Below are 25,025 nucleotides of genomic sequence, written 5' to 3'. Positions count from 1 at the left end.
CTGAGGCGTAGTCCGCCCTGGTGTAATGGCAGCACCCCAGCCTTTGGAGCTGTGGAGTATAGGTTCGAATCCTATGGGCGGAACTGTCGGGCAAGAGTGCCACGGGTAGTATTGCCGGTGTGAGCCTGTACTTTTCCGGTTGACAGCGAAACTACAGGCAGGAGTGTCTCCTCGATGGGTCCGCAGACCTCAAACACGCACCACCAGACATCAGACTCAGAGGCAGGAGTTCTGCGGCCGGCGGCCGTCATTGTGCTCGCAGCAGGAGCCGGCACCCGGATGAAATCCCGGACACCGAAGATCCTCCACACCCTCGGCGGCAGATCGATGGTTGGACACGCCATGGCCGCCGCCCGTGGCGTGGTTCCCGCGGCAATGGCAGTGGTAGTCCGCCACGAACGCGATCTTGTCGCCAGCCACATCTCCAGCCTTGACGACCAGGCCATCATTGTGGACCAGGACGACGTCCCAGGGACCGGACGCGCAGTCCAGGTGGCGCTCGACGCGCTGGACCAGGCGGCAGCGACCCCCCTCGACGGCACGATTGTTGTCACCTACGGAGACGTGCCGCTGCTGACCGCCGACACCCTCGCCGAACTCGTAGAGGCGCACACCACCCAGGCCAACGCGGTGACCGTTCTGACCGCTGTCCTGGACGACGCGACCGGCTACGGCAGGATCCTGCGCGCCGACGACGGCACCGTCACCGGCATCATTGAGCACAAGGATGCGACCGAATCCCAGCGGTCTATCAAGGAAATCAACTCGGGCATCTACGCGTTCGACGCGGCAACCCTGCGCAGCGCCCTCACCTCCGTCACGGCCGGTAACTCCCAGGGTGAAATGTATCTGACCGACGTCCTCGGCATCGCCTCAGACCGGGGCGGCCGGGTAGCCGCCGTCGTCTCCGATGATCCCTGGCAGGTCGAGGGAGCCAATGACCGGGTCCAGCTCGCAGCCCTCGGCGCCGAGCTCAACCGCCGCACCCTGACCCGCTGGATGCGCGCCGGAGTCTCCATCGTGGACCCCGGCACGACCTGGATCGATACGTCAGTGCAGTTGGCGGAGGACGTGACGCTCCTGCCGGGCACCCAGCTTCACGGCGCGTGCGAGATTGCGCGTGACGCCGTCGTCGGCCCTGACACCACCCTCACCGATGTGGTGGTGGGGGAGGGAGCCACTGTGCTCCGGACCCACGGCGCCGGCGCGCGGATCAGCGCCCGAGCCACCGTTGGCCCGTTCACCTACCTGCGTCCAGGCACGGTGCTGGGTGAGGACGGCAAGATTGGCGCCTTCTACGAGACCAAGAACGTCACCATTGGCCGCGGATCGAAGCTGTCGCACCTCGGCTACGCGGGGGACACCGAGATTGGTGAGAACACCAATATCGGCTGCGGCAACATCACCGCCAATTACGACGGCGTCAACAAGCACCGCACCACTATCGGCAGCAACGTGCGCACCGGCTCCAACACGGTATTCGTTGCGCCAGTGACCATCGGCGACGGCGCGTACACCGGCGCCGGCGCCATTGTGCGCGACGACGTCCCGCCGGGCGCGCTGGTCGTCAGCGTTGCACCGCAGCGCACCGCGGAGGGCTGGGTCCAGGCCAAACGACCCGGCAGCTCGGCGGCTATTGCTGCGGCGGCTGCACAAAAAGCGGCCTCCCCTCACCCAGCTGGTGAATCCACCAGCAGCACCAAGAGTACTGACGAAAGCGACAGACCATGAGCGAGATCACCGCACGCGGCGAAAAGAAGCTGGTCCTGGCTTCAGGGCGCGCACACCCCGAGCTGGCCGAGGAGATCGCCAAGGCACTTGGCACCGAGCTGCTGCCGATCTCGGCTTATGACTTCGCGAACGGCGAGATCTACGTCCGGTCCGGCGAGAGCGTGCGCGGCACCGATGTGTTCGTGATCCAGGCCCACCCCGCGCCGCTGAACAACTGGCTGATGGAGCAGCTCATCATGATCGACTCCCTCAAACGGGCGTCCGCCAAGCGGATCACCGTGGTGTCCCCGTTCTACCCGTACGCCCGCCAGGACAAGAAGGGCCGCGGACGCGAACCGATCTCCGCCCGCCTCGTCGCCGACCTGTACAAGACGGCTGGCGCCAACCGGCTCATGTCCGTTGACCTGCACACCTCGCAGATCCAGGGTTTCTTTGACGGACCGGTGGACCATCTGATGGCCATTCCGTTGCTCGCCGACTACATCCGTACCCGGGTTGACGCCGATAACGTGACGGTGGTGTCACCGGACACCGGCCGGGTCAGGGTTGCCGAGCAGTGGGCGGAGCGGCTCGGCGGTTCACCGCTGGCCTTCGTGCACAAGAGCCGTGACCTCACCGTCCCCAACCAGGCGGTGTCCAAGCAGGTAGTGGGTCAGGTTGAAGGACGGACCTGTGTGCTGATCGACGACATGATCGATACCGGCGGGACCATCTCCGGTGCGGTGCAGGTGCTGAAGAACGCTGGCGCCAAAGACGTGATCATCGCCGCGACCCACGCAGTGTTCTCCGACCCCGCGGCCCGCCGGCTTTCCGAGTCCGGTGCCCGTGAGGTGGTGGTGACCAACACCCTGCCCATCCCGTCCGAGAAGCGGTTCCCGCAGCTCACCGTGCTGTCCATCGCACCCCTGATTGCGCGGGCCATCCGTGAAGTGTTCGACGACGGATCCGTCACCAGCCTCTTCGACGGCAACGCCTAGCAGCGATGCTCAGGGCATCGGGTGACCCTTACGGGCGCCCGATGCCCTGATAGTTCCACCCCGCTGAGCGCCACTGTGCGGGACTCAGGACGTTGCGGCCGTCGAGGATGTTCTTGCTTGCCACCCGCGGGGCCAGGTCGGCCGGGTCAAGGGAGCGGTACTGGTCCCACTCGGTGAGCACAAGCACAGCGTTGGCGTGAGCGACGGCGGCGTCGAAGTCCGGCTCGTAGGTCAACTCGGGGAACCGGCCGCGTGCATTGGTCAGGGCTTCGGGATCGGTCACCGTCACGTCCGCGCCCTGCAACTGGAGTTGAGCGGCGATGCTCAGGGCAGGGGAGTCCCTGACGTCGTCGCTGTTCGGCTTGAACGCCACCCCCAACACGGTGATCCGCTTCCCGAGCAGGGACCCACCGACAAGTTGACGGGTCAGCTCGACCACCCGGATCCGGCGTCGCAGATTGATGTCGTCCACTTCCCTGAGGAACGTCAGCGCCTGGTCCGCCCCCAGTTCACCGGCCCGGGCCATAAAGGCACGAATGTCCTTGGGCAGGCACCCGCCGCCAAAGCCAATCCCCGCGTTGAGGAATTTCCTGCCGATCCGGTCATCCATCCCGATGGCATCGGCCAGCAGCGTCACGTCAGCGCCGGCGGCGTCGCACACCTCCGCCATCGCGTTGATGAAGGAGATCTTCGTGGCGAGGAACGAGTTGGCCGCAGATTTCACCAGTTCCGCGGTGGCATAGTCGGCGACCAGCCGCCGGGTACCCAGCCCCATCGGGCCCGCATACACCTCGTCCAGCATGGCGGTTGCCTGCTCGCCGGCCTCGCCGGCCGGCACTCCGTACACCAGCCGGTCGGGGCTCAGCGTATCCTTGACCGCGAAACCCTCCCGGAGGAACTCGGGGTTCCACGCGAGACTGGCTTCGGGGAACCGCTCGGCCAGATCATCGGCGAGCCGCGCTGCGGTGCCCACCGGAACCGTCGACTTGCCGACCACCAGGTTCCCCGCTTCGAGCGAATCCACCAGTGAGGCAAACGCCGCATCAACGTACCGGAGGTCAGCCGCATACTCGCCCTTGCGCTGCGGGGTCCCCACGCAGAGAAAGTGGACCTGAGCGCCACGGGCGTCAGCGATGTCAGCGCTGAACTTGAGCCGGCCCGTCTGCAGCACCTCGTCGAGGAGTTCAGGGAGGCCCGGCTCGAAGAAATGCGACCGCCCCGCCTGAAGCTCGGCAATCTTTCGCTCATCAACATCGATGGCGACGACGTCGTGTCCCAACTTCGCCATGCATGCCGCGTGAACAGCGCCAAGATAGCCGCAACCGATAACAGAAATTCGCATGTTGATCCTTTGTCGGGCCGGCCCGGGACTCCTGAAGAATCCGATGGGCTCCATCAGCTTTCAACGGTATGCCTCACACATTAGAGGATGATGAGGGATTTTCGACCGGTACCCGCCCCACCATTCCCCGCCGGTGTCGATGCCCCCGACGAACGTGCTGTAACATTGAATGCGATGCCTAGGCGAGGGAGCATCCCGGAAAGACCCGGGAAGTGTTCCGTGATCGACAGTGGCTAGCGACTGAAGTCCAACACAGAATGTGTTGACGATGACCTGTTTCTAGACAGATGCCGATCGTGCCCCAAGCAACGATCCACCCATCGTCACTACAGGAGATTTCATGTCTGACCTCACGCTCCCCGCAGAAGTACGCACCGAATTCGGCAAGGGTGCAGCACGCCGCGCCCGCCGGGAAAACAAGATCCCCGCTGTCATTTACGGCCACGGAGCCGACCCCATCCACGTACTGCTGCCCTCCAAGGCCACCACGCTGGCACTGAGGACCTCCAACGCGCTGCTGACCCTCGACGTCGAGGGGGAGAAGCACCTGGCCCTCGCCAAGTACGTGGTCCGCAACCCGCTGAAGCGCATTGTCGAGCACCTTGACCTCCTGACTGTCCGAAGCGGCGAAAAGGTTGTTGTCGACGTTTTCATCCACGTCGAAGGCGAACTGGCGCCCGGCGCCGTCATGAACCTTGAGCACAACTCGGTCCAGGTTGAAGCAGAAGCCACCCACCTGCCTGATTCCCTGACCGTGAACGTTGAAGGCCGCACCGTTGGCGAGCACATCCACGCCTCCGACATCGAGCTGCCCAAGGGCGTCACCCTGCTGATCGAAGACGACACACTGATCGTCAACATCAGCGAGCCGACCGTCCAGGACCTGGGCGAGGATGGCGAAGAAACCGTTGCAGAAGGCGATGTTGTAGCCGCCTCCGGCGAGAAGTCAGAAGAAGGCGAGTAGCCACCTCTCCGGCTCACTGGTGGCGACTGATACCTGGTTGGTAGTCGGGCTCGGGAATCCCGGGCCCGACTACAGCCATAACCGGCACAATGTTGGACAGCTGGTCCTCGACGTTCTCGGCTCCCGGCTGGGCGGGAAATTCAAGAGCCACAAGGCCCACGCCGCCGTCCTTGAGGGCCGGCTGGGCCTGGGCGGGCCCCGGCTCGTTCTGGCCAAACCCCTGACGTTCATGAACCTCTCCGGGGGGCCAGTCAGTGCGCTGAGCCGTTTCTACGACATTCCCGCCGAACGGGTCATCGCTGTCCACGACGAAATCGATATCGACTTCAACACTGTCAAGCTCAAATATGGCGGCGGCGAAGGCGGCCATAACGGTCTCCGGGACATGAGCAAGGCGCTCGGTACCAAGGACTACCTGCGGGTCAGGGTCGGCGTGGGACGTCCACCCGGGCGGCAGGACGCCGCCGAGCACGTCCTCAGGGACTTCGGCACTGTCGAAAAGAAGGACCTTGGTTTTCTCCTCGAGGACGCCGCCGACGCCGTCGAATCCCTCATTAGTGAGGGGCTTGTCAGCGCTCAGCAGAAGTTCCACTCTGCGGGCAAATAAGCGTATAGATTAGATTCACGATTACCGGTCGGAGCGCTCACGTTCCGGCCAGATCAGGCCAGCACGGCCCCAAATGCGGGGGCCGACGTTGGGCGGCCTCTGAGACTGGGCCACCCCCATCCCAACGTCGGTCCCTTTTTTGTACCGGTCTGCGGGGCCTCCCATGGCTCCCCGGCGCACGCCCCACGAGCCGACGCTCCGAGTACCTGACGACGGCGGGTACGAGTAGTCAATGCGTAATCCGATGGGGAAAGTCGAGTAGTCGCTACTCATGTGTGACGCGGGCCGGGGTTCTAGCGTATCCAGTACTTCACCATGCTGGGAATGCGAAGAAATAGGTCTCTCAATGAGTTTCGACGTCAGTACGCACGCCTGCCAACCCGCGCCTGCACGGCCACGCGGCAGCGCGCCAGAAGATTCACCATACGACACAGCCGGGAACGCGCCTGGCCCGGGACACCCGGCATCCGGGGTGCTGACAGTCCGGGATCGGCTCGCCGAGTCCGTGGGCGACCAGTTGACCGACGAGTTCGGACCGCAGGGTGTCCTGATCACCGGGGACGCGGGCAGCGGAAAAACCACCCTGCTGCGGGCGGTCGCCGATCGCCTGCGAATCTCTACCCTCGTGATCCATCTCCGCGGTTCAACTATCGGCGCTCATCAGCCCTACGGTGCACTCAGGGTCCAGCTGGCCGATCTGCCGCAGAACGCCCTGAACCACCCGGCCGGCGTGATCAACGGCCTGACCCGGATGCTGGAAGACCGGGCGCACGGTCTGCCAGTGATCGTGATCGTCGACGACGCCAACCTCCTTGACGCAAACTCCACTACAGTACTGGGCCAAATGGTCCAGTCAGGAACCATCCGGCTGGCCGCAGCCTGCAGGGACCTGGCAGAAGCCCCCGAGTACTTCCAGAGATTGCACCGGGAAGGAGCACTGGCCCCTGCCGAGTTGTCCCGGCTCGCCCAACGGGACGTCGAGGCTTTCCTCCGGTCAGCGCTGGGACAACCCGCCTCCCGAGCCTCATCATTGGCGCTTCACCGTCACAGCGGCGGAAATATCCGGCTCCTTGTTGCCCTCCTTGATGACTACCTGGCCTCAGGTGCCCTGCGGTGTGTCGGTGGCGTCGGGGTCCTCACCACCACAGAAGTGCGTCTTGGTCCACGCGCGGCCCGCCTCATGACCGAACGGATCGACGCGCTTCTGCCGTCGCAGCGCACCCTGCTCACCCGGCTCGCCGCCGGACCCAGTCCCCTGGGGAACATTCCCACAGACAGCCTCGGTGCCCTGGATGAGTTGCTGGAACTGGGGATCGTTTCCATCGACAGGGACCGATGGGCCACCCTATCGGTGGCCAGTTCACTGCTCAGCGACGTGATCCTCGGCCGCCCCAGCCAGGTCCAGCTGTGGGAGGCTGCCGGGTCAGCGGCGGGAACAGTAGCGAAAGATTCCACCCCGCCCCGGCCCGATCCGGTGGCGCTCACCGCCGAAGGCTTCCTCAACCGTGCGATCACTGCGACCTCCGACGGACAGTACAGCCAGGTCATCAAAGAACTGCAGTCTGACGGGTTCGATCCTGCAGCCCTGGACCCGGAGAAACGCCGACATGCGGCACTACTGGTATGCGAGGCGTTGGCGTTCACCGGCCGGGTGGACGATGCGAAGGAGGCCGCACGGGCATACCAACCCTGGGGTGACGGCGGGCTACCCCTGTCCTCACGGGTAGCGGTGAGCCTGGCGGGACTTGAGGCAGCCGCCGGGAACCTGTTCGCCATGCTGGATGTATCAGCACAACACCTGGGCCGGGGCTCCGGTACCTATGAGGAGCTTGCCGAAGGCTTGATTTACGCGGCAGGGGGGCGTCCCTCTGAGGCCGAAGGGGCGCTGCTCCCTGCCCTGCGCCAACTTCAGATCCACGATCCTGCGGGCGCTGCGCCCCTCGCCGCAGCGGGCCTGGCCTGGATCAACTCCACCGACGACCCTGAACGGGCAGAACATTACCTCTCCCTGGCGTCGGTGACCGCGCCGGCAGCATCGTGGGGCGTGCGCAGACTCACCAGACATTTCGTTGCCCTCACCCTGCAGGGCACTGTGTCGGGGGACCGGGCTGCCCTCGACTTCCGCGATCAGGCCCGTGAGGACGAGGCGTTGGGCAACCGGACCTGGCAACTGATTGCCCTGTGCAACGCGATGAGGCAGGGAGATCACGGGGTGGCGCCGAGTGTCCTGTTGCTGAGCGCCACCTGTCAGGGCCGGTACGCGTCGCTCTGCCAGGTGTATGCCAAGGGCGTCGACTCCGAAGACACCGAACTGGTGCTGCAGGCCATGGACGCGGCGCTGAGCCTGGGGGACCTGCTGTTCGCCCGCGATGCGGCGGCGTCAGCGGTCCAACTCGCAAGCCAGGCCGCCGATCCGGCAACCCGGGGATATGTCGCTGAACGGGTCAGCAGGATCATCGGGCCGCCCGGGACGGTCCTCGGCGCGCGCCGGCAGTTGGCATCCCTGACCACCCGGGAGACCGAAGTGGTGCGCGGGGTAGTTGACGGCAGGACCAACCGGGACCTGGCGCAGACTCTGGGGGTCAGCGTCCGCACTGTCGAAGGGCACCTGCACCGGGTGTACGCGAAGCTTCACATCCGGACGAAGGCAGAACTGTTGGCCAAGGCGGCCCTGGGCGCGGTGACCACCTGATGGCCCCCCACCACGGGGTGGCCGGGCTGGTTGGTCGCACATCCAATACCCGGGCGATCATTGACAGTATCCTCGACCCGGCAGCCGGCGGGGCGATGGTGTGCGGCGCACCCGGCGTCGGGAAGTCTGCAGTGGCCGACGCTGTCCTGCTGCACCTGCAGGGCCGGGTAGTGCCCGTCACCATCTACGCTGACGCGTCCCTCAAGGAAGTTCCTTATGGGGCGCTGGGACCAGTCTTCAGGGAGCACCTCCCCGCACACCTTGACTCGCCGCTGTCGGTGCTTCGCACCATCAGATCAGCCCTCCGATCGCTGGCGGCTGATGCGCCGTTTCCGGTGCTCGTCGTTTTGCGCGACGCACACCACCTCGACCAGGACAGCAGCCATCTCTTCGGGCAGCTCGCCCTTGCCCGCGAGATTCGTCTCCTGGTCCTATCGACAGACGCTGGAACCCAGCCCGAGGCACTGAATGCACTGTGCCGTGACGGGCTTCTCACACGGTTTGAACTTGCCCCGTTGATCCGTGATCAAATCGGTGAGCTGTGTAGGCAGGACCTCGGCGGCCTCCCGAGTTCCGGGTGCATCACCTTCGTCTCCGACTGGTCGCGGGGCAACCCGTATCTTGCCAAAGCGCTGATCGCGCATCTCCGCACCTCCGGAGCGTTGATCGAGCAGAATGGCGTGTGGTTGATGGTCTGTGCACCGGATTCAGCTGGGGACGTCCTCGCGAGCCAGGTGAAGCCGATCCTGATGGGCTGTAGCCCAGCCGGGCGCCGAGCTGTCGAGGTGGTGGCGATGCTGGGCTGCATTCCGACGGCGGCCGCCCGACTTCTCCTTGACGCTGTCGGTCTGGAGGAGGCACTGCAAGCCCGAATCCTTTCTTACTCGCGGCACCACGGTCAAGACAGGAGCTGCCTCACCATCGAACCGAAGGTGTACGGCGAAGCGGTCAGGGACCTGGTACCCCCCGGGCGGCGGGCCGAGATCCTGGCGTGGCTTCGGGAATCGCCGGGGGGGCGCGAACTGCTCCATGATGCAGGCGTGATCAACCGGGTGGCGTGGGAACTGAGCCTCGGCTACCCGATCGCTGACGGCGAGCTGGTGGCTACCGCACGGTTGGCCAATGACGGCTACTCACCCCGACTGGCGCGGCAGCTTGCCGCCGCGGTGACCTCTCCGGACTTCACGACGGCGGCGCGGGTGGAAGCAGCGCGCAGTCTCCTCGATGCAGGGGACACCGACGCTGCTGCTGCCGAGATTCGGGGGACGATGGACGCGGCAGCCGACCCGCAGACCCTTTCATCGGCGGCCCTCACCGAAGCGAGAATAGCGTTGCAGCGTGGCCGGGGGCCCGAGGGTCTGATGGAGATCTCGGACCGCTGGACGGTGATCGCTCAAGGGCTGCAGCAGCACGCGAAGCAGGCTTCACAGGGCGCCACCATCCTGCACTGTGCGGCTCTGAGCCTGGCCGGCGATTACGCTGCAGCCATCGACGGACTGCAGCGGGTGCTGGGGGACACACCCGTACCATCTCGGGACACTCTGGTGGCCCAGCTGGTACTCGGGGAGGCGCTGGGAGCGACCGGGTGCACCGCGGCCGCGAATGACCTCACCCAACGGGCAGTGGCGGAGACCGCGCCGGGCAGGATGCTTGCCGGGCACTACCGGACCGTCATTGCCCGGCGGGCGGCTCTACTCGTGCAGACCAGGGATGAGACAGGATTCATTGGGCTTGTGCGATGGCACGAGCAGCATGCGCCGCGCCCACTTCACTACTTCGGCGGCGAGATGACAAGTCTTGAAGGTGTGATGGACGTCAGGTGCGGAAGGATCACGCGCGGCTGCGCACTGATGACCGCTGGCATCGAGGAACTGCAACGGAGTGATCCCGAGCTACTTCTTCCCCTGGTTTTGGGGGCAGCAGCCTTCGCCAACCAGCTGGTGGGAAACCATGAACGGGCCACCGCCTACGTGGCCGATTACCGGAGGCTGCAGCATCGGGGCACCCTGCCGCAGCGCTTGGTCTCTGACGCCTATATTGCCGCCGCACAGTCGTGGCCGGAGGTGAGCCCCGACAACTCATTGGCGGTGCTGGCGCAGGCAGATACAGCCCGGGCCTTCAGCCTGGTTCATGCCGAGGCTGAAGTCCTTGAGCTGCTCTTCCTGATGAAATACCCTCTCCCGGCTGAACGATTCAACGACCTGGCGGGGAGGCTGGGAGCTGCGCACGCCGATGTTGTTCACCTCATGGCGGAAGTGTCAGTCTCGCACGATCCAGCCCTGCTCATGGCAGCGGGGGCGCGCGCCATCGACGCACGGCGGCAGCTGCTGGGAGCCGAATGTCTGGCGCGGGCGGCCGCAGTCTATGGCGCCCATGGCGAAGCACGAGCGCAGCGGGCTGTCCTGCAACAGGTCCGGGAGCTTCGACCCACCCTGGGCGGGATCCGCACAGGCGCTATCAGCGATGCGGCAATGGAGCAGGTAGTCCTGACCCAGCGGGAGCTGGAGATCGCCAGGCTCGCCGCGCGGGGCGCCTCTTCCAGCCAGATCGCCACCAGTCTGACCGTGTCCCGCAGGACGGTCGAAGGCCACCTGTACCGGATTTACCTCAAGCTGGGAATCAGTGGTCGTGAAGAACTATCGAGGGGGCTGTCGGCTGCAGGAGTTCCCGAATGATGTCAGCGCGTAAGACTGGTCCGGTAGTTAAGTAATCCTCAGCGAGAAGACGAGTAGCCACTACCCGTGTGCCATGGCGGACCGTTTCTTAAGCTTGCAGAGTCACCCAGGCCTGGCGCGCTGGAGAGACATCGTCCTCCTGAAATGGAGGGACCACGGTCGGGCCGGCGGCGGCCAGCCTCCTGAGACCGGGCTGATCCCCAGCCCGCCGCCGGCCCATCCTGGGAACCCTGACCGTGAGTATTCAGATTGGTCCGTCTACTGATCGCAGGTTTTTTGCGATATTCCGTGCCTTATTCAGGGATCCAGCGTATGGTTATGCCCTAATACGGATGATGCCGGGGTTACCTTTGCGTCAGCGTAAAACCCGGAGGCGGGACGACATACCGCTTCTCAAGAATTGTTGGGCTGGGACGACTCGCCGTGCCGACCTGCACCATGTAGTGGGGCGCTATGTTTGGGGTGCAAGGAGTCTGGCCACTTGTTGGCCGGAATGACGAATTAGGGATGCTGCGGGAGGCTGTGGCACAACCGGACTGCTGGGGCGCTATTCTGACTGGCCCCGCGGGTATCGGTAAGACCGTGCTGGCACAACGCGTCGCCAGTGACGTCGAAAATGATTATGAATTGATCTACCTGCGGGGCAGCGCCCTCACCGCTGGCATGCCGTATGGGGCCCTCAACTTCGTCCTGAGCGAGCTCGATGACGAAGCGGTCGACAATCCGCTGATCCTTCTGAGAAGTTTGCAGAATCTCTTCACCTCTCGCGCCGGTGGCAAGGGCACCCTGATCCTCGTGGACAATGTCGAAGACCTGGACAGCGCCTCGGCAATGGTTATTGCGCATCTTGTCAGAAGCGATGCAGTGAAAGTTCTCCTCGTCTGCCAGCAGCTCCAGGCTGCGCCCGACGAGTTCAGCGACCTGTGGAAAGACGAACTGATCCGCCGGGTTGATGTGGCGCCCCTGTCGCTGGCTGATACAGCCGAGCTGCTGACCGCTGGACTTGAAGCCCCGGTCTCCAGGGCCGTCGTCCTGGATACCTGGCACGCCAGTGGCGGCAACCCCCTATTCATGGAGGCTATCGGCCGGGAACAGGTGGATTCCGGCTACATCACCGTCCAGGACGGGATCTGGGTTGCCGGGTCCCGCCGGGCGCCTGATCCTGGGCGCACGATCACCGAACGGATCCTGGCCCGTCTGGCACGCTTCAGTCCCGATCAACGCAGAACCGCCGAGATCATCTCCATTGCCGGGGTCATGCCGCTCGAACTTCTCACTGAGTTCGCTGGCGAAGCCGAAGTGGATACTTTGATGGAGACGGGGATCTTCCAGATCGAGCTGTCGCAGCCGCCCATGGTTCGGGTGGCCATCGGGCTGATCGGCGATGTGATCCGGCGCCAGGTCCCGATTGGGCGGAGCCGGGAGCTTCTGCACCAGCTGGCAGCGGCCTCGCTCAGACTGCCCATGCCAGCATTGAGCCGAATGAACTACGCCGCCTGGTGCCTTGACTGCTCAATGGAGATTGATCCGAGCCTGGCTATCGAAGCGGCACGGCTCGCGAACCGCTACTTCGACACGGAAGGTGCACTCCGGTTCCTCGGAGCCATCCCGCAGGATCTAGTAGGCGCCTCGGCGGTCACGGAGGAGGCGCGGGCGTACGGCATCCAGGGGGAGACCACCCGCGCACTCGGGATCCTTGACCGGTTCGCCGGATGGGAGGAGGACCGGCCCAACCTGGTGGAGTGGGTGGGGATGATGGTGCTCAAATGCCGCCTGCTCACCCGGGATCATGTTCGCCATGGCGAAGTCGGTACCGTCCTCGATGGCCTTCGCGAGCGGCTGACACTCGAAGGACAGGCGGGTCGTGAAGACCTCACCGGCCTGCTCTCCGAAATTGAGCTCCTCGATGCCGAGTTGAGCGCCTTCAACGGCGATTATCCGGCGATGATCGAGCCCCTCGATGAGCTGCTCAAGCAAACTGATCTTGATGCCGCCGTCCGTCATCAACTGTGTGGGTGGCTCTCCGAAGCTCTCTGCATGACGGGTCGGCAGGACGATGCGCTGCAGCTCAGTAGGCTGGTGGTGTCGCGGCTCGCCGATTCCTCCGAAGATCCGCTCCTGGCAGAGTCCGCTCAAGTGCGGCTTTTCTCGGTGATGCTGATCTCCGGCCAATGGGAGCAGTGCCTCTCCATGATCAACGATCATGCCGAAGGGCCGTTGGCGGGGATTTTTGACGGCACCTCCCTGGAGCTTGCCGAAGGCTGCCTCTATGCCTATGCCGGACGGGGCCCGGAGGCGCTCCGGAAACTACTTCCTGCGCTGAGCCAACTCAGGATCCGCGACCGCCAGGAATTTTTGACTTTAGCGGAAGCCGCCACTGCCTACGCCTATGCGCTGATCGGCGACGCCCAGCTCTCCCTATCCCATCTTGCTCAGGTTAATCTGGACTCGCGTCGGTATGACTGGCACACCAGCAGGGCGACAAGGTACTTCGCGGTGCTGGCGTCAACTGCAACCCGGGATCCGCTCGACGCGGCTCAGGAGATGCTTCACCTTGCCGACGAGGACCGGGCCGGGGGGAACCTCGGGCATGAATTGTTCTTCCTTTGCCAGGCGGTCCAGCTTGGACTGGCTGAGGCGGCCGAGCGCCTCGCGACGAGTGGAATGGACGGCCAGGGTGCCTACGCCCGGATCTGCGCACTGTACGGGAAAGGTGTCGCATCGGGAGACACCGACCAGATTCTTAAGGCAGCGACAATGGCTGCGGACGTCGGCAACCGTCGTCTTGCCTCCGACGCCGCCGGGTTGGTGCAGCGCCTGACCCTCGATAACCCGGGGGACGGGGAACGCCGCGCCGCGGTCGCAGCGGACGGAGTCCTCCGTGTGGTGGGGCGTGGGAGTGGGGAACTGCGACAGCGGGTGCTCGACAAGCTCACCGAACGGGAGCGCAGCATCGCGTCCCTCGTCGCTGAAGGATCCAGCAACCGTGACATCGCCTCGCTGCTGACCCTTTCCATCCGGACCGTCGAAGGACACATGTATCAGGTCTATGCGAAGTTGGGTGTCTCCAACCGTAGCCAGTTGAAGATGATCCTTGAGTAGCCACGAGGCAACCAAAGGTTCCGCATCTGCCTCCGCCTCGCTCGACCTGGTCGGCAGGCAACCGCTGGTCGATGAAATTCTCGCCAAACTATCTGAAGCGCATCATCACGGGGCTCTTGTGGTGGGTGATCCGGGGTTTGGAAAGACTGCCTTATCGCGGGTCCTCACCGAGGCGTTGGCCGACGATGTCACAGTCGTTCACGTGTCAGCGCAGCCTTCCCTGCACAAAATCCCGTTCGGTGCACTGGCCCCGTACCTGAGCGACCTCTCGGTCGCCGATGCCGGATCGCCCATTGCCATCTATCGTGCCCTGACACGGCATTTGGGGCAGCAGCAGCCAGGCTCGCCAGCACCCCTTTTCATTGTCGACGACGCGCATGAGCTCGACGACAGTACGAGTGTCCTGCTGGCCCAGTTGATCACTACCCGGCGTGCCCGGGCCCTTGTGCTTGCCCGCCCGGCTCCCGGACCGCCGTCGGAGCTTCTCGCACTCTGGCATGACGGAATGCTGAACCGGTACGACCTCGAACCACTCAGCCGGCAGGAAATTCACGAGCTCTGTGTCAGGGAACTGGGAGACCAGATTCTCGCGAGTGTGAGTGCACTCCTCAGCAAGACCTCCGAAGGCAATCCCATGTTTCTACTGGCCTTGCTCCACCCTGATGCCCGGTCGAAATATCTGGTGCAGCGCAACGGAGTATGGTGCCTGTCCGGAGAACGTCCCGGGATCGACCTGCGGCTCACTGACCTCATCAGGGGCCAGCTTCGCGGACGGTCGCCGTCGGAGGTGGAGACTCTCGAGACTGTGGCCCTCGCCGAACCCGTGGCACTCAGCGTGCTGCGGGACATCTGCGACCCGCAGGCCGTTGACTCACTGATTGATGATCAGCTTCTGGCCCTCACGACGGGGGTTGACGGCCGGGTTGCCCTGGCTCACTCGCTGTACGGCGAGGTGCTCCGGGCGCAGGTGCCGATCGGGCGAAGCATGGCGATTCGCAGACGCCTGCTCAAGCTTTCCGAGGATCAGACCGACTCCATCCAAGGCTTTCTGCGCTGGGTCTCCTGGGGGCTGGACTGCGGCGCCGTGCTCGACGACGCCACGCTGCTTAAAGCCGCGATCGTCGCCAACCGACTGTTTGATCCGGCCTTTGCCATCCGCGCCGCCCGTGTGGTGAAAGCGCCAGAACTCAAATCGCGGGCACTGGTCGAAATTGCCCACGCCCGCATGAACCGCGGCGACTTCGACTATGCCCGCGAGCTGGTTGACGAGGCTCTCCTCAACTGCGGCAGCCTCAGGATTGCCAAAGAGGCAACCCTGCTCTCGATAGACCTCCGGATGAGGCTGGGAAGCACCCCAAAGGAAATCCAGAATGACGTCAATCGGTGGGCAGAGACCATCGACCGCATCGAGCGGGAACGGAAGGGGCCGTCCAGCCGGTCAGTGCGTATTTCCCGGATGGGATGCCGGCTCCTTTCCTGCTTTGTGCTCAACCTTGAGGGCCAGTACCGTGAATCGGAAAGGCAGCTTCGAGAGATCCGTGCCGAGCCTGACGGTACTGACGAAACGCGGCTGGCCGCGCTCGCACTGCTCGGTGAGGCCCTCGGATCGACCGGACGGCCGCGGGAGGGCGTGGCGGCAACTGCCGAGGGCCTCGCCATCATCGCGGCGAACGGGCACCGCTTCCTGCGCCATAAGGGTTTTGTGATCACCCGGCATGCCATGTCCCTGATCAGGGGAGGCAGGTTTACCGAGGTGGGGACCCTACTCGCTGCCTACTCACAGGCCGCTGATGGTGGAATGGTGTACTTCGGGGGGATGCTGGAATTTTTCGAGGGAATCATTGCCCTGCGCCAGGGCAGGATGCGGACGGCCCGAAAACGCCTCATGCTCGCTGTTGAAGGGTTCCGCGAGTCCGACGTCGCTCAGCTCCTCACCATGTCCACGGGTATGGCGGCCTACGCTTGCGCCATGGCTGGCGACACTACCGGGGCCCAACAATATTCAGCAGAGTTTGCGTCGCTACCGCCCAACGGGTCCCTCCAGAACCGGCTGCAGGGCCGGATCCACGCCGTCGCCAGCGAAGCAAAGTTCAGGGGCGCCACCGCCAGCATCTCTGAACTCGCTCTGATCGGCGACAACGCAGCTGCCGCCGGCATGACCACCCTCGCTGCTTGCGCCTTCGAATTGGCGGTTCGACTGGGCGACACACACTCCCTTGCCCCGCTCCAGCGAATCACCAGCGGGTTCGAAGGCACCGACGGCGCCATCCTCAACGCGATGGCGGCAGCGATGCTCGCCAAGGACCCCGCCGCCCTCGAAGCTGCAGCGCAGCAAGCACTGAGGGGGGACTACTTCCTGATCGCTGCCGAATGCCTGGGCATGGCCGTCAATCTGCTGGCCCAGCAAGGTTTGTCACAACGTTCCCGGGCGTTACAACCCACCCTGAACGCGGTGGTCGAGAAGCTCGAGGGCATGCATGGCCAGCAATTCTCTGAAGAACTATCCGCCACCAAATTGACCCAGCGGGAACAGGACATCGTCAGTCTTGCCTCCCAGGGCCACTCGAACCGTGACATCGCCGCACTGCATGGCGTGTCGGTCCGGACAGTCGAGGGCCATCTGTACCGGATCTTCGCCAAGTTGGGCATCAGCCGCCGCGAGGACCTGCAGGACCTTTTCCAGGCCTGACAGCGCTGACCGGGGCTTCTCCTGTCCCATCTGCGTAGCATCCACCCGCTCATCGAGTACTACCTGAATTGGGAGTGCTCATCCGAGTAGTCCTACCCGCCCCAAGTCGAGTAGCTACCACTCGTGTTCGGGATACAGCTGATTCATAGGCTTGCCCCGAAAGCAGTTCTAGGGCACTGATGAAGCGGGTCTCGATATGTCGTTCAACTCAATCTGCGGTGCAAACCGCCGGTCCTCAGGAGTTACACCTTTCCATCTCCTCCCAGGTGGCGGACCATTGGCCGATTCAGGCCATCCGGCTCCGTCCTGGACCCAGCTTCGAGCCAGCCGGTCGCTTTTCGTCCCGGTATCAGTCTTTAGCTCGGAGCCACGTCCTCCCCATTCGGGGCCGGCGACGTCGGAGCCTTCCGAGACCAAGGCTCGTCCCCAGCCGTCGTCGGCTCCTTCCACGATGTTGGCCAGCCGTGCCGGCACCGTCCGCCAGATAGGTGTCTGACATGTATCAGACACAGGAGCAGACCCTCAGGTTTCCTTTCCCCGCCGTCTCGCGGCCCAGGGTTCGGGCGGCCGCCGTCTCGGGCGTCCCGTGGCGGCATCGATACCAGATGTCACTGCGGGTGACTGACACCCTGATCGTGCTGGCCGTCGTCCTCATCAGCACCGACTGGATCCTGAAAAGTATGGCGGGCGGTGCCGCCACCGCGGAAACGGTGGCTTTCGCCGTCGCCGTGTGCGGAGGCTGGCTGATCATGCTGTCCATGTTCAGAACCCGTGATCCGCGCCTGATCGGATTCGGTGCCCCCGAGTACAAGCGCATTGTTCAGGCCAGCGCGGCAACGTTCAGTTGGCTGGCTGTCGCCGTCGTGCTGCTCGGCGCCCACGACTTCCGCAACTTCCTGATCGTCACCCTCCCTGCAGGGCTCATCGGGCTGCTGGGCAGCCGGTGGATCTGGCGGAACTGGCTCATGCGCCAACGCCAGTTCGGGCTTTTCCTTTCCAAAGTCATCGTGGTGGGCCGGCACGACGACGTGCAATACGTCGTCGGGCAGCTCGCCAAGAAGACCGGGGCGGTCTACGACGTCGTCGGCACCGTGCTGGAGGGCCGGGACCGATCCCGGCTCATCCACGCGGGGGACCGGCTGGTCCCCGTGGTCTACGGGCTGAGCCACGTTGAACAATCAGTAGCCGACACCGGCGCCGACGCGGTGATCGTCGCCGGGCACCTGCACAAGGGAAGTAAATACATCAGGGAACTCGGCTGGCGGCTGGAACGCTCAGCTACCGAACTGGTGCTCGCCTCGACGTTGACCAATGTGGCGGGCCCCCGGATCCAGATGCGGCCCGTCGAAGGCCTACCCCTGATGCACGTGGAAATGCCGCAGTTCACTGGTGGGCGGCACGTGGTCAAACGGGTGATGGACGTCGTCGTGTCGCTCCTGGCGCTGATCGCCCTGGCACCCGTGTTCGCAGTCGTTGCCCTCCTGATCAGGCGGGACGGACCCGGGCCGGTGTTCTTCAAACAGAACCGGGTGGGCCGGTCCTCTGCCGAGTTCCCGATGTACAAGTTCAGGTCCATGGTGACCACAGCCGAAGAGGACCTGGTGGCGCTGCGGGAACGCAACGAAGGCAACGGTGTCCTCTTCAAACTCCGCGACGACCCGCGGGTAACGACCGTGGGACGGTGGCTTCGCAAATACTCAATCGACGAACTCCCCCAGCTGTACAACGTGCTGAAGGGAGACATGGCCCTGGTTGGCCCCCGGCCGCCCCTGCCCAGCGAGGTGTCCGGGTACGCGGGGCACACCCACCGCCGCCTCCTCATCAAACCAGGGCTGACAGGTTTGTGGCAGATCAGCGGCCGGTCGGACCTCGGCTGGGACGAGAGCGTCCGCCTCGACCTCTACTACGTCGAGAACTGGTCGGTCATGGGGGATCTGATGATCATGTGGCGGACTTTCAAAGTGCTGGTCAAACCGACAGGAGCTTACTGATGGCTTACAACACGACAGGCAATCACGATGTCCAGGGGATCCGCATCGGTTATGCGGCAGGCGCCTTCGACCTGTTCCATGTGGGACACCTGAACATCCTCCGCCAGGCCAAATCGCGGTGCGACTTCCTCATCGCGGGTGTTGTCTCCGACGAGATCCTCGCTGAGACAAAGGGCCGCCGCCCGGTCATTCCTCTCACCGAGCGGATGGAAATCGTCGAGAACATCGGACTGGTCGACAGGGTGTGCGCCGAAACGGTGCCGGACAAGATGGCGGTCTGGGACCAGTTGAGGTTCAACATCTTCTTCAAAGGGGACGACTGGAAGGGCACCGAACGTGCCCGCCGGCTGGAAGAGCAGTTCGCTGCCCGCAACGTGGCTGTCGTCTACTTCCCCTACACCGTCCACACCTCGAGTACAGCCCTCCGGCTGGCACTGGAGAACCTGAACATGAATCGGGAACGCCACGTCTACCCTCTGTTGAACGGGACCAACTAATGCTGAAATCACTGAACAACCCGCTGGGCTCGCAGCGAATGAGACCCCTCAGCATCGCGCTGATCGGCACCCGTGGGGTACCCGCACGGTATGGCGGGTTTGAAACCTGCATCGAGGAAGTCGGTTCCCGCCTCGCCGCAATGGGCCATGACGTCACCGTCTACTGCCGCCCCGTTACCGCGGCAGACGCCGATGTCAAGGAACACCTGGGCATGCGGCTGGTCCACCTGCCCTCTCTCAGGAAACGGTCCCTCGAAACGCTGAGCCACACCGGGCTGTCGGTGGGCCACCTGTTCCGGCACCGGACAGACGTCGCCATCGTCTTCAACGCAGCCAACGCCCCGTGGCTCCCCGTGATCCGCGCGGCAGGGATCCCCGTCGCCACCCATGTGGACGGGCTGGAATGGAAGCGCGCCAAGTGGGGGAAAACCGGGAAACGGTACTACCGCGCTGTTGAAGCGCTCGCCGTGAAATGGTCCGACGCGCTGATCGCCGACGCCGTCGGCATCCAGACCTACTACCGGGAACGTTTCAACGCCCCCACCGAATACATTGCCTACGGGGCCCCGCTCCTGGACAGCCCGAGCAGTGACAAGGTCACTGGGCTCGGCCTGGAACCCGGCAACTATCACCTGGTGGTTGCGCGGTTTGAGCCGGAGAACCACGTGCACCTGATTGTTGACGGCTACCGGAAGAGCACGGCTCACCTGCCCCTCGTCGTTGTTGGCACGGCCCCCTACGCGGACTCCTACATCAGGAAAGTCCATTCGCTGGCCGATGAACGGGTCCGCTTCCTGGGGGGCGTCTGGGACCAGGAGCTGCTCGATCAGCTCTACGCCCACGCACGGGTGTATTGGCACGGCCATTCAGTGGGCGGCACCAACCCGTCGCTGCTCCGGGCGATCGGTGCCGGCGCAGCAACCAACGCCTACCAGGTGGACTTCAACTCGGAGGTGCTGGGTGCGGCGGGGCGTTACTTCGCCGACAGCGACGACGTCACACGGTTGGTGCACGCAGCCGAACAGGACACCCTGGACTGTGAACGCCGAGGACGGCTTGCGCGGCAGGCCGCTGAACGCTACGACTGGGACGACGTCGCTGAACGGTACGAGTCGCTCTGCTACTCGCTGGCCCGGCCACCGGCCCGCCGGCTCGCCGTGCGCCGTCGTGCTGCAGGGGCACCCCGAACGGTCATGGCGGCGCCCAAGGTGGTGGCATCATGAGCCAGACCCTCGCCGAGTCCCGGCCCGCTGCCGGAAGCTACCGCCAGACCGTCTTGTCCCTCGCCGCCGCGCAGAAAGCGGCCGCGCCGGGGGCCCCGCCCTACTCGATCTACATCAACCGGCGGGCGGGACGGTACCTCGCTGCTGCCTGCCACCGGGCAGGGCTGACCCCTAACGCGGTCAGCGCAGTGAGCGCAGCCTTCACCTTCACCGGGATCGGGATGCTGGCGTTCGGCACTCCCTCGTGGGGGCTGGGCATCGCGGTCTGGCTGTGCCTGGCCGTCGGGTACGCGTTCGACGCTGCGGATGGACAGGTTGCCCGCCTGCGTGGCGGCGGTTCGCTCTCCGGCGAGTGGCTCGACCATGTGGTGGATAGCGCAAAGCTTTCCAGTATCCACCTTGCGGTGTTGGTCGCCGCCTATCGCGGCTTCGACCTGTCCACCCCGCTGTGGCTGCTCGTTCCCGTGGCCTTCTGTGTTGTTGCTGCGGTTTCCTTCTTCTCCATGATCCTCAACGATCACCTCAAGGAAATCCACACCCTCAGGACGGGCGCAGTCCCAGTTAAGGGCTCAGGGTCCCGGCTCAAGTCGCTCCTCCTGATTCCCACCGACTATGGCTTTCTGTGCCTCAGCTTCATCCTGCTGGGTGCACCCGTTGCCTTCATGGCCCTGTACACCGTGGTCTTTGCCGCGAATCTGGGGCATCTGGTACTGGCTTCGGTCAAGTGGTTCAGGGACATGGGACGGCTCGACGCCACCACCCGTGACGCCCACAGCACCCCCACCCGGGCCCGGCACGCCCTTGTTACAGGAAGGCCTGTGCAGTGACCAATCCAGTAGAGAGCGGCCAGCCCGAGGAGGGGACCCGTTCCGGCACCCTCCGTAAGGTCGCAGCCGGGGTGCTCGTCTGCGCCGTGGCCCTGGCCCTGGGAATCGGCTACCTGGCATCCAATCAGCCGGGCACCGATGCCACAGCAAACAACGCACCGGTTGCCTCCAGCTCACCCCGCAGCACCGCGCCGGCATCCGAGGCCGGCCCCGAAGAGACGGCTGAGCCTACCCCCACCGGCACAGCGGCCGGGGAAGACCCGGCAGGGACAGCGACGCCGGAGGCAACAGCCGACGCCTCATCGCCCACCACGGTGCCAGCAGAGGAAGAGCCTACTGCGGAAAAGACAGCTGAAGCGGAGGAGCCGGCCACGTCAGATGCTGAGCTCGCCGCCATCGAGCAGCCAGTCTCCGATCCAGTCTCCCTGGAGGAACCCTCTGTGGTCACCGAAGGCATCTCGGCAAAGATCACCACTCTGGAGGCAATCGATGCCGAAGCATTAGGGATTGGTGAGATCGCCGGCCCGGCGTTGAGGTTTGTGATCACTGTTGAAAACACGACAGGCGATGCCGTGTCACTGAGTAACTCAGTGGTGAACGTCGAATATGGCACCGAGCGGCTGCCGGCCGTCCAGCTCACCGGATCGGGCGCAACCGATTTCCCGGCAACAGTCGCAGCGGGCGGGTCCGTCTCCACCACCCTCGTCTTTTCCATCCCCGCCGACCAGCGGGAGCAAGTACGGATTCTTCTCAACATGGAGGCGTCCTCACCCATTGCTGCATTCGAAGGTGCAGCTCCAGGCGAAGAAGGTTAGTCGTGAAAGCACATCAACCGCGCCGCGCACGGTGGATTTCCGCCCAGACCCAGGACACCCGTGCGGGGAACAACGGGGGAGCGGCACCTCGCGGGCACCGGCTCACCGCGCTTCTCTGCAGCCTTGCCGTGGTTGTCTCCATGGCGGTTGTCGGGGCTCCGCCAGCGCTGGCGGACACCACACCAGTTGACCCGACCAATCCCGCAACCCCGACCACCGTGTCGGCCGACGCGCTGCCCACTGTGCAGATCGACGGGGTGGTCTGGCAGCAGACCGTTGTGGGGAACACTGTCTACGTTGCCGGCAGCTTCACCACTGCCCGCCCGGCCGGTTCCGCGGTGGGCGTCAACACTGTCACCCGCAACAACATCCTCGCCTACGACATCCGGACCGGTGTGCTCATCAGTTCCTTTGCGCCGAGCCTCAACGGCCAGGCCACGGCGATCACGGCGTCGCCCGACGGCTCAAGGATCTACGTCGGCGGATCCTTCACCACAGTCAACGGGGCAACGGTCTGGCGGGTGGCGGCGCTGGATCCGATAACCGGACGCCTCCTGACCAACTTCGTGCCGAAAATGGATGCCTCGGTTCGAGCCATTGTGGCGACCAATGACACCGTCTACCTGGGCGGGTTGTTTACCGGTGTGGGAACGGTGGCCAGGGCGCGGCTCGCAGCGTTCAGGGCCAGCGATGGATCGCTGCTCGATTGGGCACCCGCGGCCGTTGGCGGGCAGGTCAATGGATTGGCTCTGTCTCCTGATGGAACCAAGATGGTGATTGGAGGCGCGTTTACCACCCTCAATGGGTCGGACCGTCCCGGATATGGCCTTGGCGCCGTCGATGTCACCACCGGTCAGTCACTTCCGTTCCCGATCAACAACATTGCTCGGAACGGGGGCCCGAGCGGATCCATCACCAGCCTGTCCTCCGACTCCACCAACGTCTACGGATCGGGATACACCTTCGGCCGGGCAAGTACCCTCGAAGGCATCTTCTCCGTTAAATGGGCTGACTTCTCCACTGAGTGGATCCAGGACTGCCACGGAGACACCTATTCGGTTCATGCCCAGGGAGATGTCATCTACTCGGCGGGTCACGCACATTACTGCGGCAACATCGGTGGATTCCCTCAGGAAGCCCCGTGGCAGTTCAGCCGTGCACTTGCCTTCAGTAAAAGTGCCACGGGTATAGTCACCGACGAGGCTCATGGCTACACTAATTTCGAGGGAAATCCAGCACCATCACTCCTCAACTGGTTTCCGACCATACTCGACGGGACCTACACAGGTCAGAGCCAAGGCGCGTGGTCAGTCACGGGTAACACGCAATACATGTCATACGGCGGAGAATTTCCCTCCGTCAACGGATCCGCGCAGCAGGGTCTCGTTCGGTTCGCGGTCAAGGAGATCGCGCCCAATGCCCGCGGGCCACGGGTGACTGGTCGCAACTTCAATCCAACAGTGACCTCCCGGGCCCCGGGCGAGGTGCGCGTCCGGTGGCAAGCCAACTGGGACCAGGACAACAAGAACCTGACCTACCTGGTCCGTCGTGACTCGGCGACCATCCACACCACGCAATTAGAGTCGACTTTCTGGGAGCGCCCCGGTATGACGTTCACAGACAAGGGTCTGGTTCCGGGGCGCCTGTACGGTTACCGCATTTTCGCCATTGATCCTGCGGGCAACGAGGTCCGGTCGGACACTGTGACCGTCACGGTGGCGAGCGCAAACGAGCCCGCTAGCCCATATCGTCAGACCATAGAGCGCGACCTGCCAACCAATAGTTGGCGCCTTGGTGAGGTTGCCGGTCCGACGGGATTCGATTCGTCAGGGCCGGATGATCTTGCGGCCCAGGCCGGGGTGACCTTCGGCACGGCAGGGGCGCTCAGCGGGGACAGCAATACTGCAGTGACACTCAACGGAACCACCACCGGGATCCTCGCAGACCCAACCAGGGCGAAGCGACCACACACCTTCAGCACCGAAGCCTGGATCCGGACCACCACCACCACAGGAGGGAAAATCATCGGATTCGGCAATGCGCTCAGCACATTGTCGGCCGATGTAGACCGCCACGTGTATATGGACAACCTCGGGCGGATCTTCTTCGGGGTTGCTCCGAAGGGGGTAAGGCGCACCGTCAACAGCACGGCGCGGTACAACGATGGAAACTGGCACCATGTCGTGGCAACGTTGGGCTCCAACGGTATGCAGTTGTACGTCGACGGAGCCCGCGTCGCAGGCCGTTCCGACACTACGACCGGCAGATCGTTTGACGGGTATTGGAGGGTCGGTGGTGACAACCTCTCTGGGTGGGCTTCAATTCCAACCAGCAGGTATTTCAAGGGCGACGTCGACGAAGTGGCAATCTACCCAACGGCCCTGGGCGCAGACGCGGTGAAACGTCATTACGACGCCGGAACGACAGGCGTGCTGTTGAACGCGCCCCCTACCGCGGCCTTTGCTCCTTCCGTCAGCGGATTGCAGGTGACGGTTGATGGGTCAGGATCGGCTGACGGAGATGGAACCGTCGACTCTTACGCGTGGACCTTCGGTGATGGTGGCACGGCTACTGGGGTGAACGCGTCGCATACCTATGGTGCGGCGGGAACCTATCCGGTGCGGCTGACAGTCACTGATGACGACGGCGCGACCCACAGCATTACGAGGGACGTCACTGTGGCTCCGCCTCCAGCTAATGTGGCGCCGGTTGCAGCGTTTACTTCGACGGTGAATGGTCTGGTTGTGTCAGTTGATGGGTCAGGGTCGAGTGATTCCGATGGGACGGTTGCCGGGTATGCGTGGACCTTCGGTGATGGTGGCACGGCTACTGGGGTGAACGCGTCGCATACCTATGGTGCGGCGGGAACCTATCCGGTGCGGCTGACAGTCAC

The 25,025-nt window shown here is 64.2% G+C and carries 15 protein-coding genes and 1 tRNA gene; 15 read left to right on the top strand and 1 reads right to left on the bottom strand.

Going from position 1 to position 25,025, the window contains the following annotated elements; genetic code table 11:
- Positions 1–11: 11 nt before the first annotated feature.
- The 3 genes from IWX62_RS07295 (at position 12) to IWX62_RS07285 (ending at position 2,708) form a co-directional block, all read left to right on the top strand.
- Positions 12–83: transfer RNA gene (locus IWX62_RS07295), tRNA-Gln, on the top strand.
- A gap of 91 nt (positions 84–174) precedes the next feature.
- The gene (gene glmU / locus IWX62_RS07290; RefSeq protein ID WP_333483267.1) at positions 175–1,731 is read left to right on the top strand and encodes a bifunctional UDP-N-acetylglucosamine diphosphorylase/glucosamine-1-phosphate N-acetyltransferase GlmU; all 1,557 of its coding nucleotides are present in this window, start codon (positions 175–177) and stop codon (positions 1,729–1,731) included.
- Positions 1,728–2,708, top strand: a complete 981-nt coding sequence (locus tag IWX62_RS07285) for a ribose-phosphate diphosphokinase (RefSeq protein ID WP_196840716.1) — start codon at positions 1,728–1,730, stop codon at positions 2,706–2,708. The genes glmU and IWX62_RS07285 overlap by 4 nt, the downstream gene beginning before the upstream one ends.
- A gap of 28 nt (positions 2,709–2,736) precedes the next feature.
- Here IWX62_RS07285 and IWX62_RS07280 read toward each other — a convergent pair whose 3' ends face one another.
- Complete coding sequence (locus tag IWX62_RS07280) at positions 2,737–4,050, bottom strand: UDP-glucose dehydrogenase family protein (RefSeq protein ID WP_196840715.1); 1,314 nt, start codon at positions 4,048–4,050, stop codon at positions 2,737–2,739.
- Positions 4,051–4,390: 340 nt separating this feature from the next.
- On the opposite strand from IWX62_RS07280, the gene IWX62_RS07275 reads away from it, so the two are divergent.
- From IWX62_RS07275 to IWX62_RS07220, 12 genes are all read left to right on the top strand, one after another.
- Positions 4,391–5,014 carry a 50S ribosomal protein L25/general stress protein Ctc gene (locus IWX62_RS07275; protein WP_196840714.1) on the top strand — a complete coding sequence of 208 codons (624 nt, stop codon included), beginning with the start codon at positions 4,391–4,393 and terminating at the stop codon, positions 5,012–5,014.
- A gap of 19 nt (positions 5,015–5,033) precedes the next feature.
- The gene (pth, locus tag IWX62_RS07270; protein ID WP_196840713.1) at positions 5,034–5,621 is read left to right on the top strand and encodes an aminoacyl-tRNA hydrolase; all 588 of its coding nucleotides are present in this window, start codon (positions 5,034–5,036) and stop codon (positions 5,619–5,621) included.
- Positions 5,622–5,967: 346 nt separating this feature from the next.
- Positions 5,968–8,313, top strand: coding sequence for a LuxR C-terminal-related transcriptional regulator (locus IWX62_RS07265; protein ID WP_196840712.1), 2,346 nt, complete (start codon positions 5,968–5,970; stop codon positions 8,311–8,313).
- Entirely contained in the window at positions 8,313–10,988 is a 2,676-nt protein-coding gene (locus IWX62_RS07260) for a LuxR C-terminal-related transcriptional regulator (protein WP_196840711.1), read from the top strand. The genes IWX62_RS07265 and IWX62_RS07260 overlap by 1 nt, the downstream gene beginning before the upstream one ends.
- Before the next feature lie 453 nt (positions 10,989–11,441).
- Positions 11,442–14,090, top strand: coding sequence for a LuxR C-terminal-related transcriptional regulator (locus tag IWX62_RS07255; protein ID WP_333483266.1), 2,649 nt, complete (start codon positions 11,442–11,444; stop codon positions 14,088–14,090).
- Positions 14,083–16,779, top strand: coding sequence for an AAA family ATPase (locus IWX62_RS07250; protein WP_196840709.1), 2,697 nt, complete (start codon positions 14,083–14,085; stop codon positions 16,777–16,779). The genes IWX62_RS07255 and IWX62_RS07250 overlap by 8 nt, the downstream gene beginning before the upstream one ends.
- Before the next feature lie 497 nt (positions 16,780–17,276).
- Entirely contained in the window at positions 17,277–18,770 is a 1,494-nt protein-coding gene (locus IWX62_RS07245) for a sugar transferase (protein ID WP_196840708.1), read from the top strand.
- Positions 18,770–19,267 (top strand): adenylyltransferase/cytidyltransferase family protein, encoded by a 498-nt coding sequence (locus IWX62_RS07240; protein ID WP_196840707.1) that lies wholly within the window; start codon positions 18,770–18,772, stop codon positions 19,265–19,267. The genes IWX62_RS07245 and IWX62_RS07240 overlap by 1 nt, the downstream gene beginning before the upstream one ends.
- Positions 19,267–20,490 (top strand): DUF1972 domain-containing protein, encoded by a 1,224-nt coding sequence (locus IWX62_RS07235; protein ID WP_333483265.1) that lies wholly within the window; start codon positions 19,267–19,269, stop codon positions 20,488–20,490. Before IWX62_RS07240 ends, IWX62_RS07235 begins: the two co-directional genes overlap by 1 nt.
- Positions 20,487–21,317, top strand: a complete 831-nt coding sequence (locus IWX62_RS07230) for a CDP-alcohol phosphatidyltransferase family protein (protein ID WP_196840706.1) — start codon at positions 20,487–20,489, stop codon at positions 21,315–21,317. The genes IWX62_RS07235 and IWX62_RS07230 overlap by 4 nt, the downstream gene beginning before the upstream one ends.
- A complete protein-coding gene (locus IWX62_RS07225; RefSeq protein ID WP_196840705.1) occupies positions 21,314–22,132 on the top strand; it encodes a hypothetical protein in 819 nt (272 codons plus the stop codon). Before IWX62_RS07230 ends, IWX62_RS07225 begins: the two co-directional genes overlap by 4 nt.
- 2 nt (positions 22,133–22,134) lie before the next feature.
- A partial coding sequence (locus IWX62_RS07220) for a PKD domain-containing protein (protein ID WP_196840704.1) occupies positions 22,135–25,025 on the top strand: 2,891 nt, incomplete at its 3' end.

The organism is Arthrobacter sp. CAN_A1, from assembly GCF_015751665.1.
Lineage (GTDB): Bacteria > Actinomycetota > Actinomycetes > Actinomycetales > Micrococcaceae > Arthrobacter_D.
This window is presented reverse-complemented; position numbering and strand designations above follow the sequence as displayed.

What these genes read in the sequence shown, in the direction of transcription:
- glmU (WP_333483267.1), top strand. Translation starts at nt 175, where the DNA reads ATGGGTCCGCAGACCTCAAACACGCACCACCAGACATCAGACTCAGAG.
- IWX62_RS07285 (WP_196840716.1), top strand. Translation starts at nt 1,728, where the DNA reads ATGAGCGAGATCACCGCACGCGGCGAAAAGAAGCTGGTCCTGGCTTCA.
- IWX62_RS07280 (WP_196840715.1), bottom strand. Translation starts at nt 4,050, where the DNA reads ATGCGAATTTCTGTTATCGGTTGCGGCTATCTTGGCGCTGTTCACGCG.
- IWX62_RS07275 (WP_196840714.1), top strand. Translation starts at nt 4,391, where the DNA reads ATGTCTGACCTCACGCTCCCCGCAGAAGTACGCACCGAATTCGGCAAG.
- IWX62_RS07265 (WP_196840712.1), top strand. Translation starts at nt 5,968, where the DNA reads ATGAGTTTCGACGTCAGTACGCACGCCTGCCAACCCGCGCCTGCACGG.
- IWX62_RS07260 (WP_196840711.1), top strand. Translation starts at nt 8,313, where the DNA reads ATGGCCCCCCACCACGGGGTGGCCGGGCTGGTTGGTCGCACATCCAAT.
- IWX62_RS07255 (WP_333483266.1), top strand. Translation starts at nt 11,442, where the DNA reads ATGTTTGGGGTGCAAGGAGTCTGGCCACTTGTTGGCCGGAATGACGAA.
- IWX62_RS07245 (WP_196840708.1), top strand. Translation starts at nt 17,277, where the DNA reads ATGTATCAGACACAGGAGCAGACCCTCAGGTTTCCTTTCCCCGCCGTC.
- IWX62_RS07240 (WP_196840707.1), top strand. Translation starts at nt 18,770, where the DNA reads ATGGCTTACAACACGACAGGCAATCACGATGTCCAGGGGATCCGCATC.
- IWX62_RS07235 (WP_333483265.1), top strand. Translation starts at nt 19,267, where the DNA reads ATGCTGAAATCACTGAACAACCCGCTGGGCTCGCAGCGAATGAGACCC.
- IWX62_RS07230 (WP_196840706.1), top strand. Translation starts at nt 20,487, where the DNA reads ATGAGCCAGACCCTCGCCGAGTCCCGGCCCGCTGCCGGAAGCTACCGC.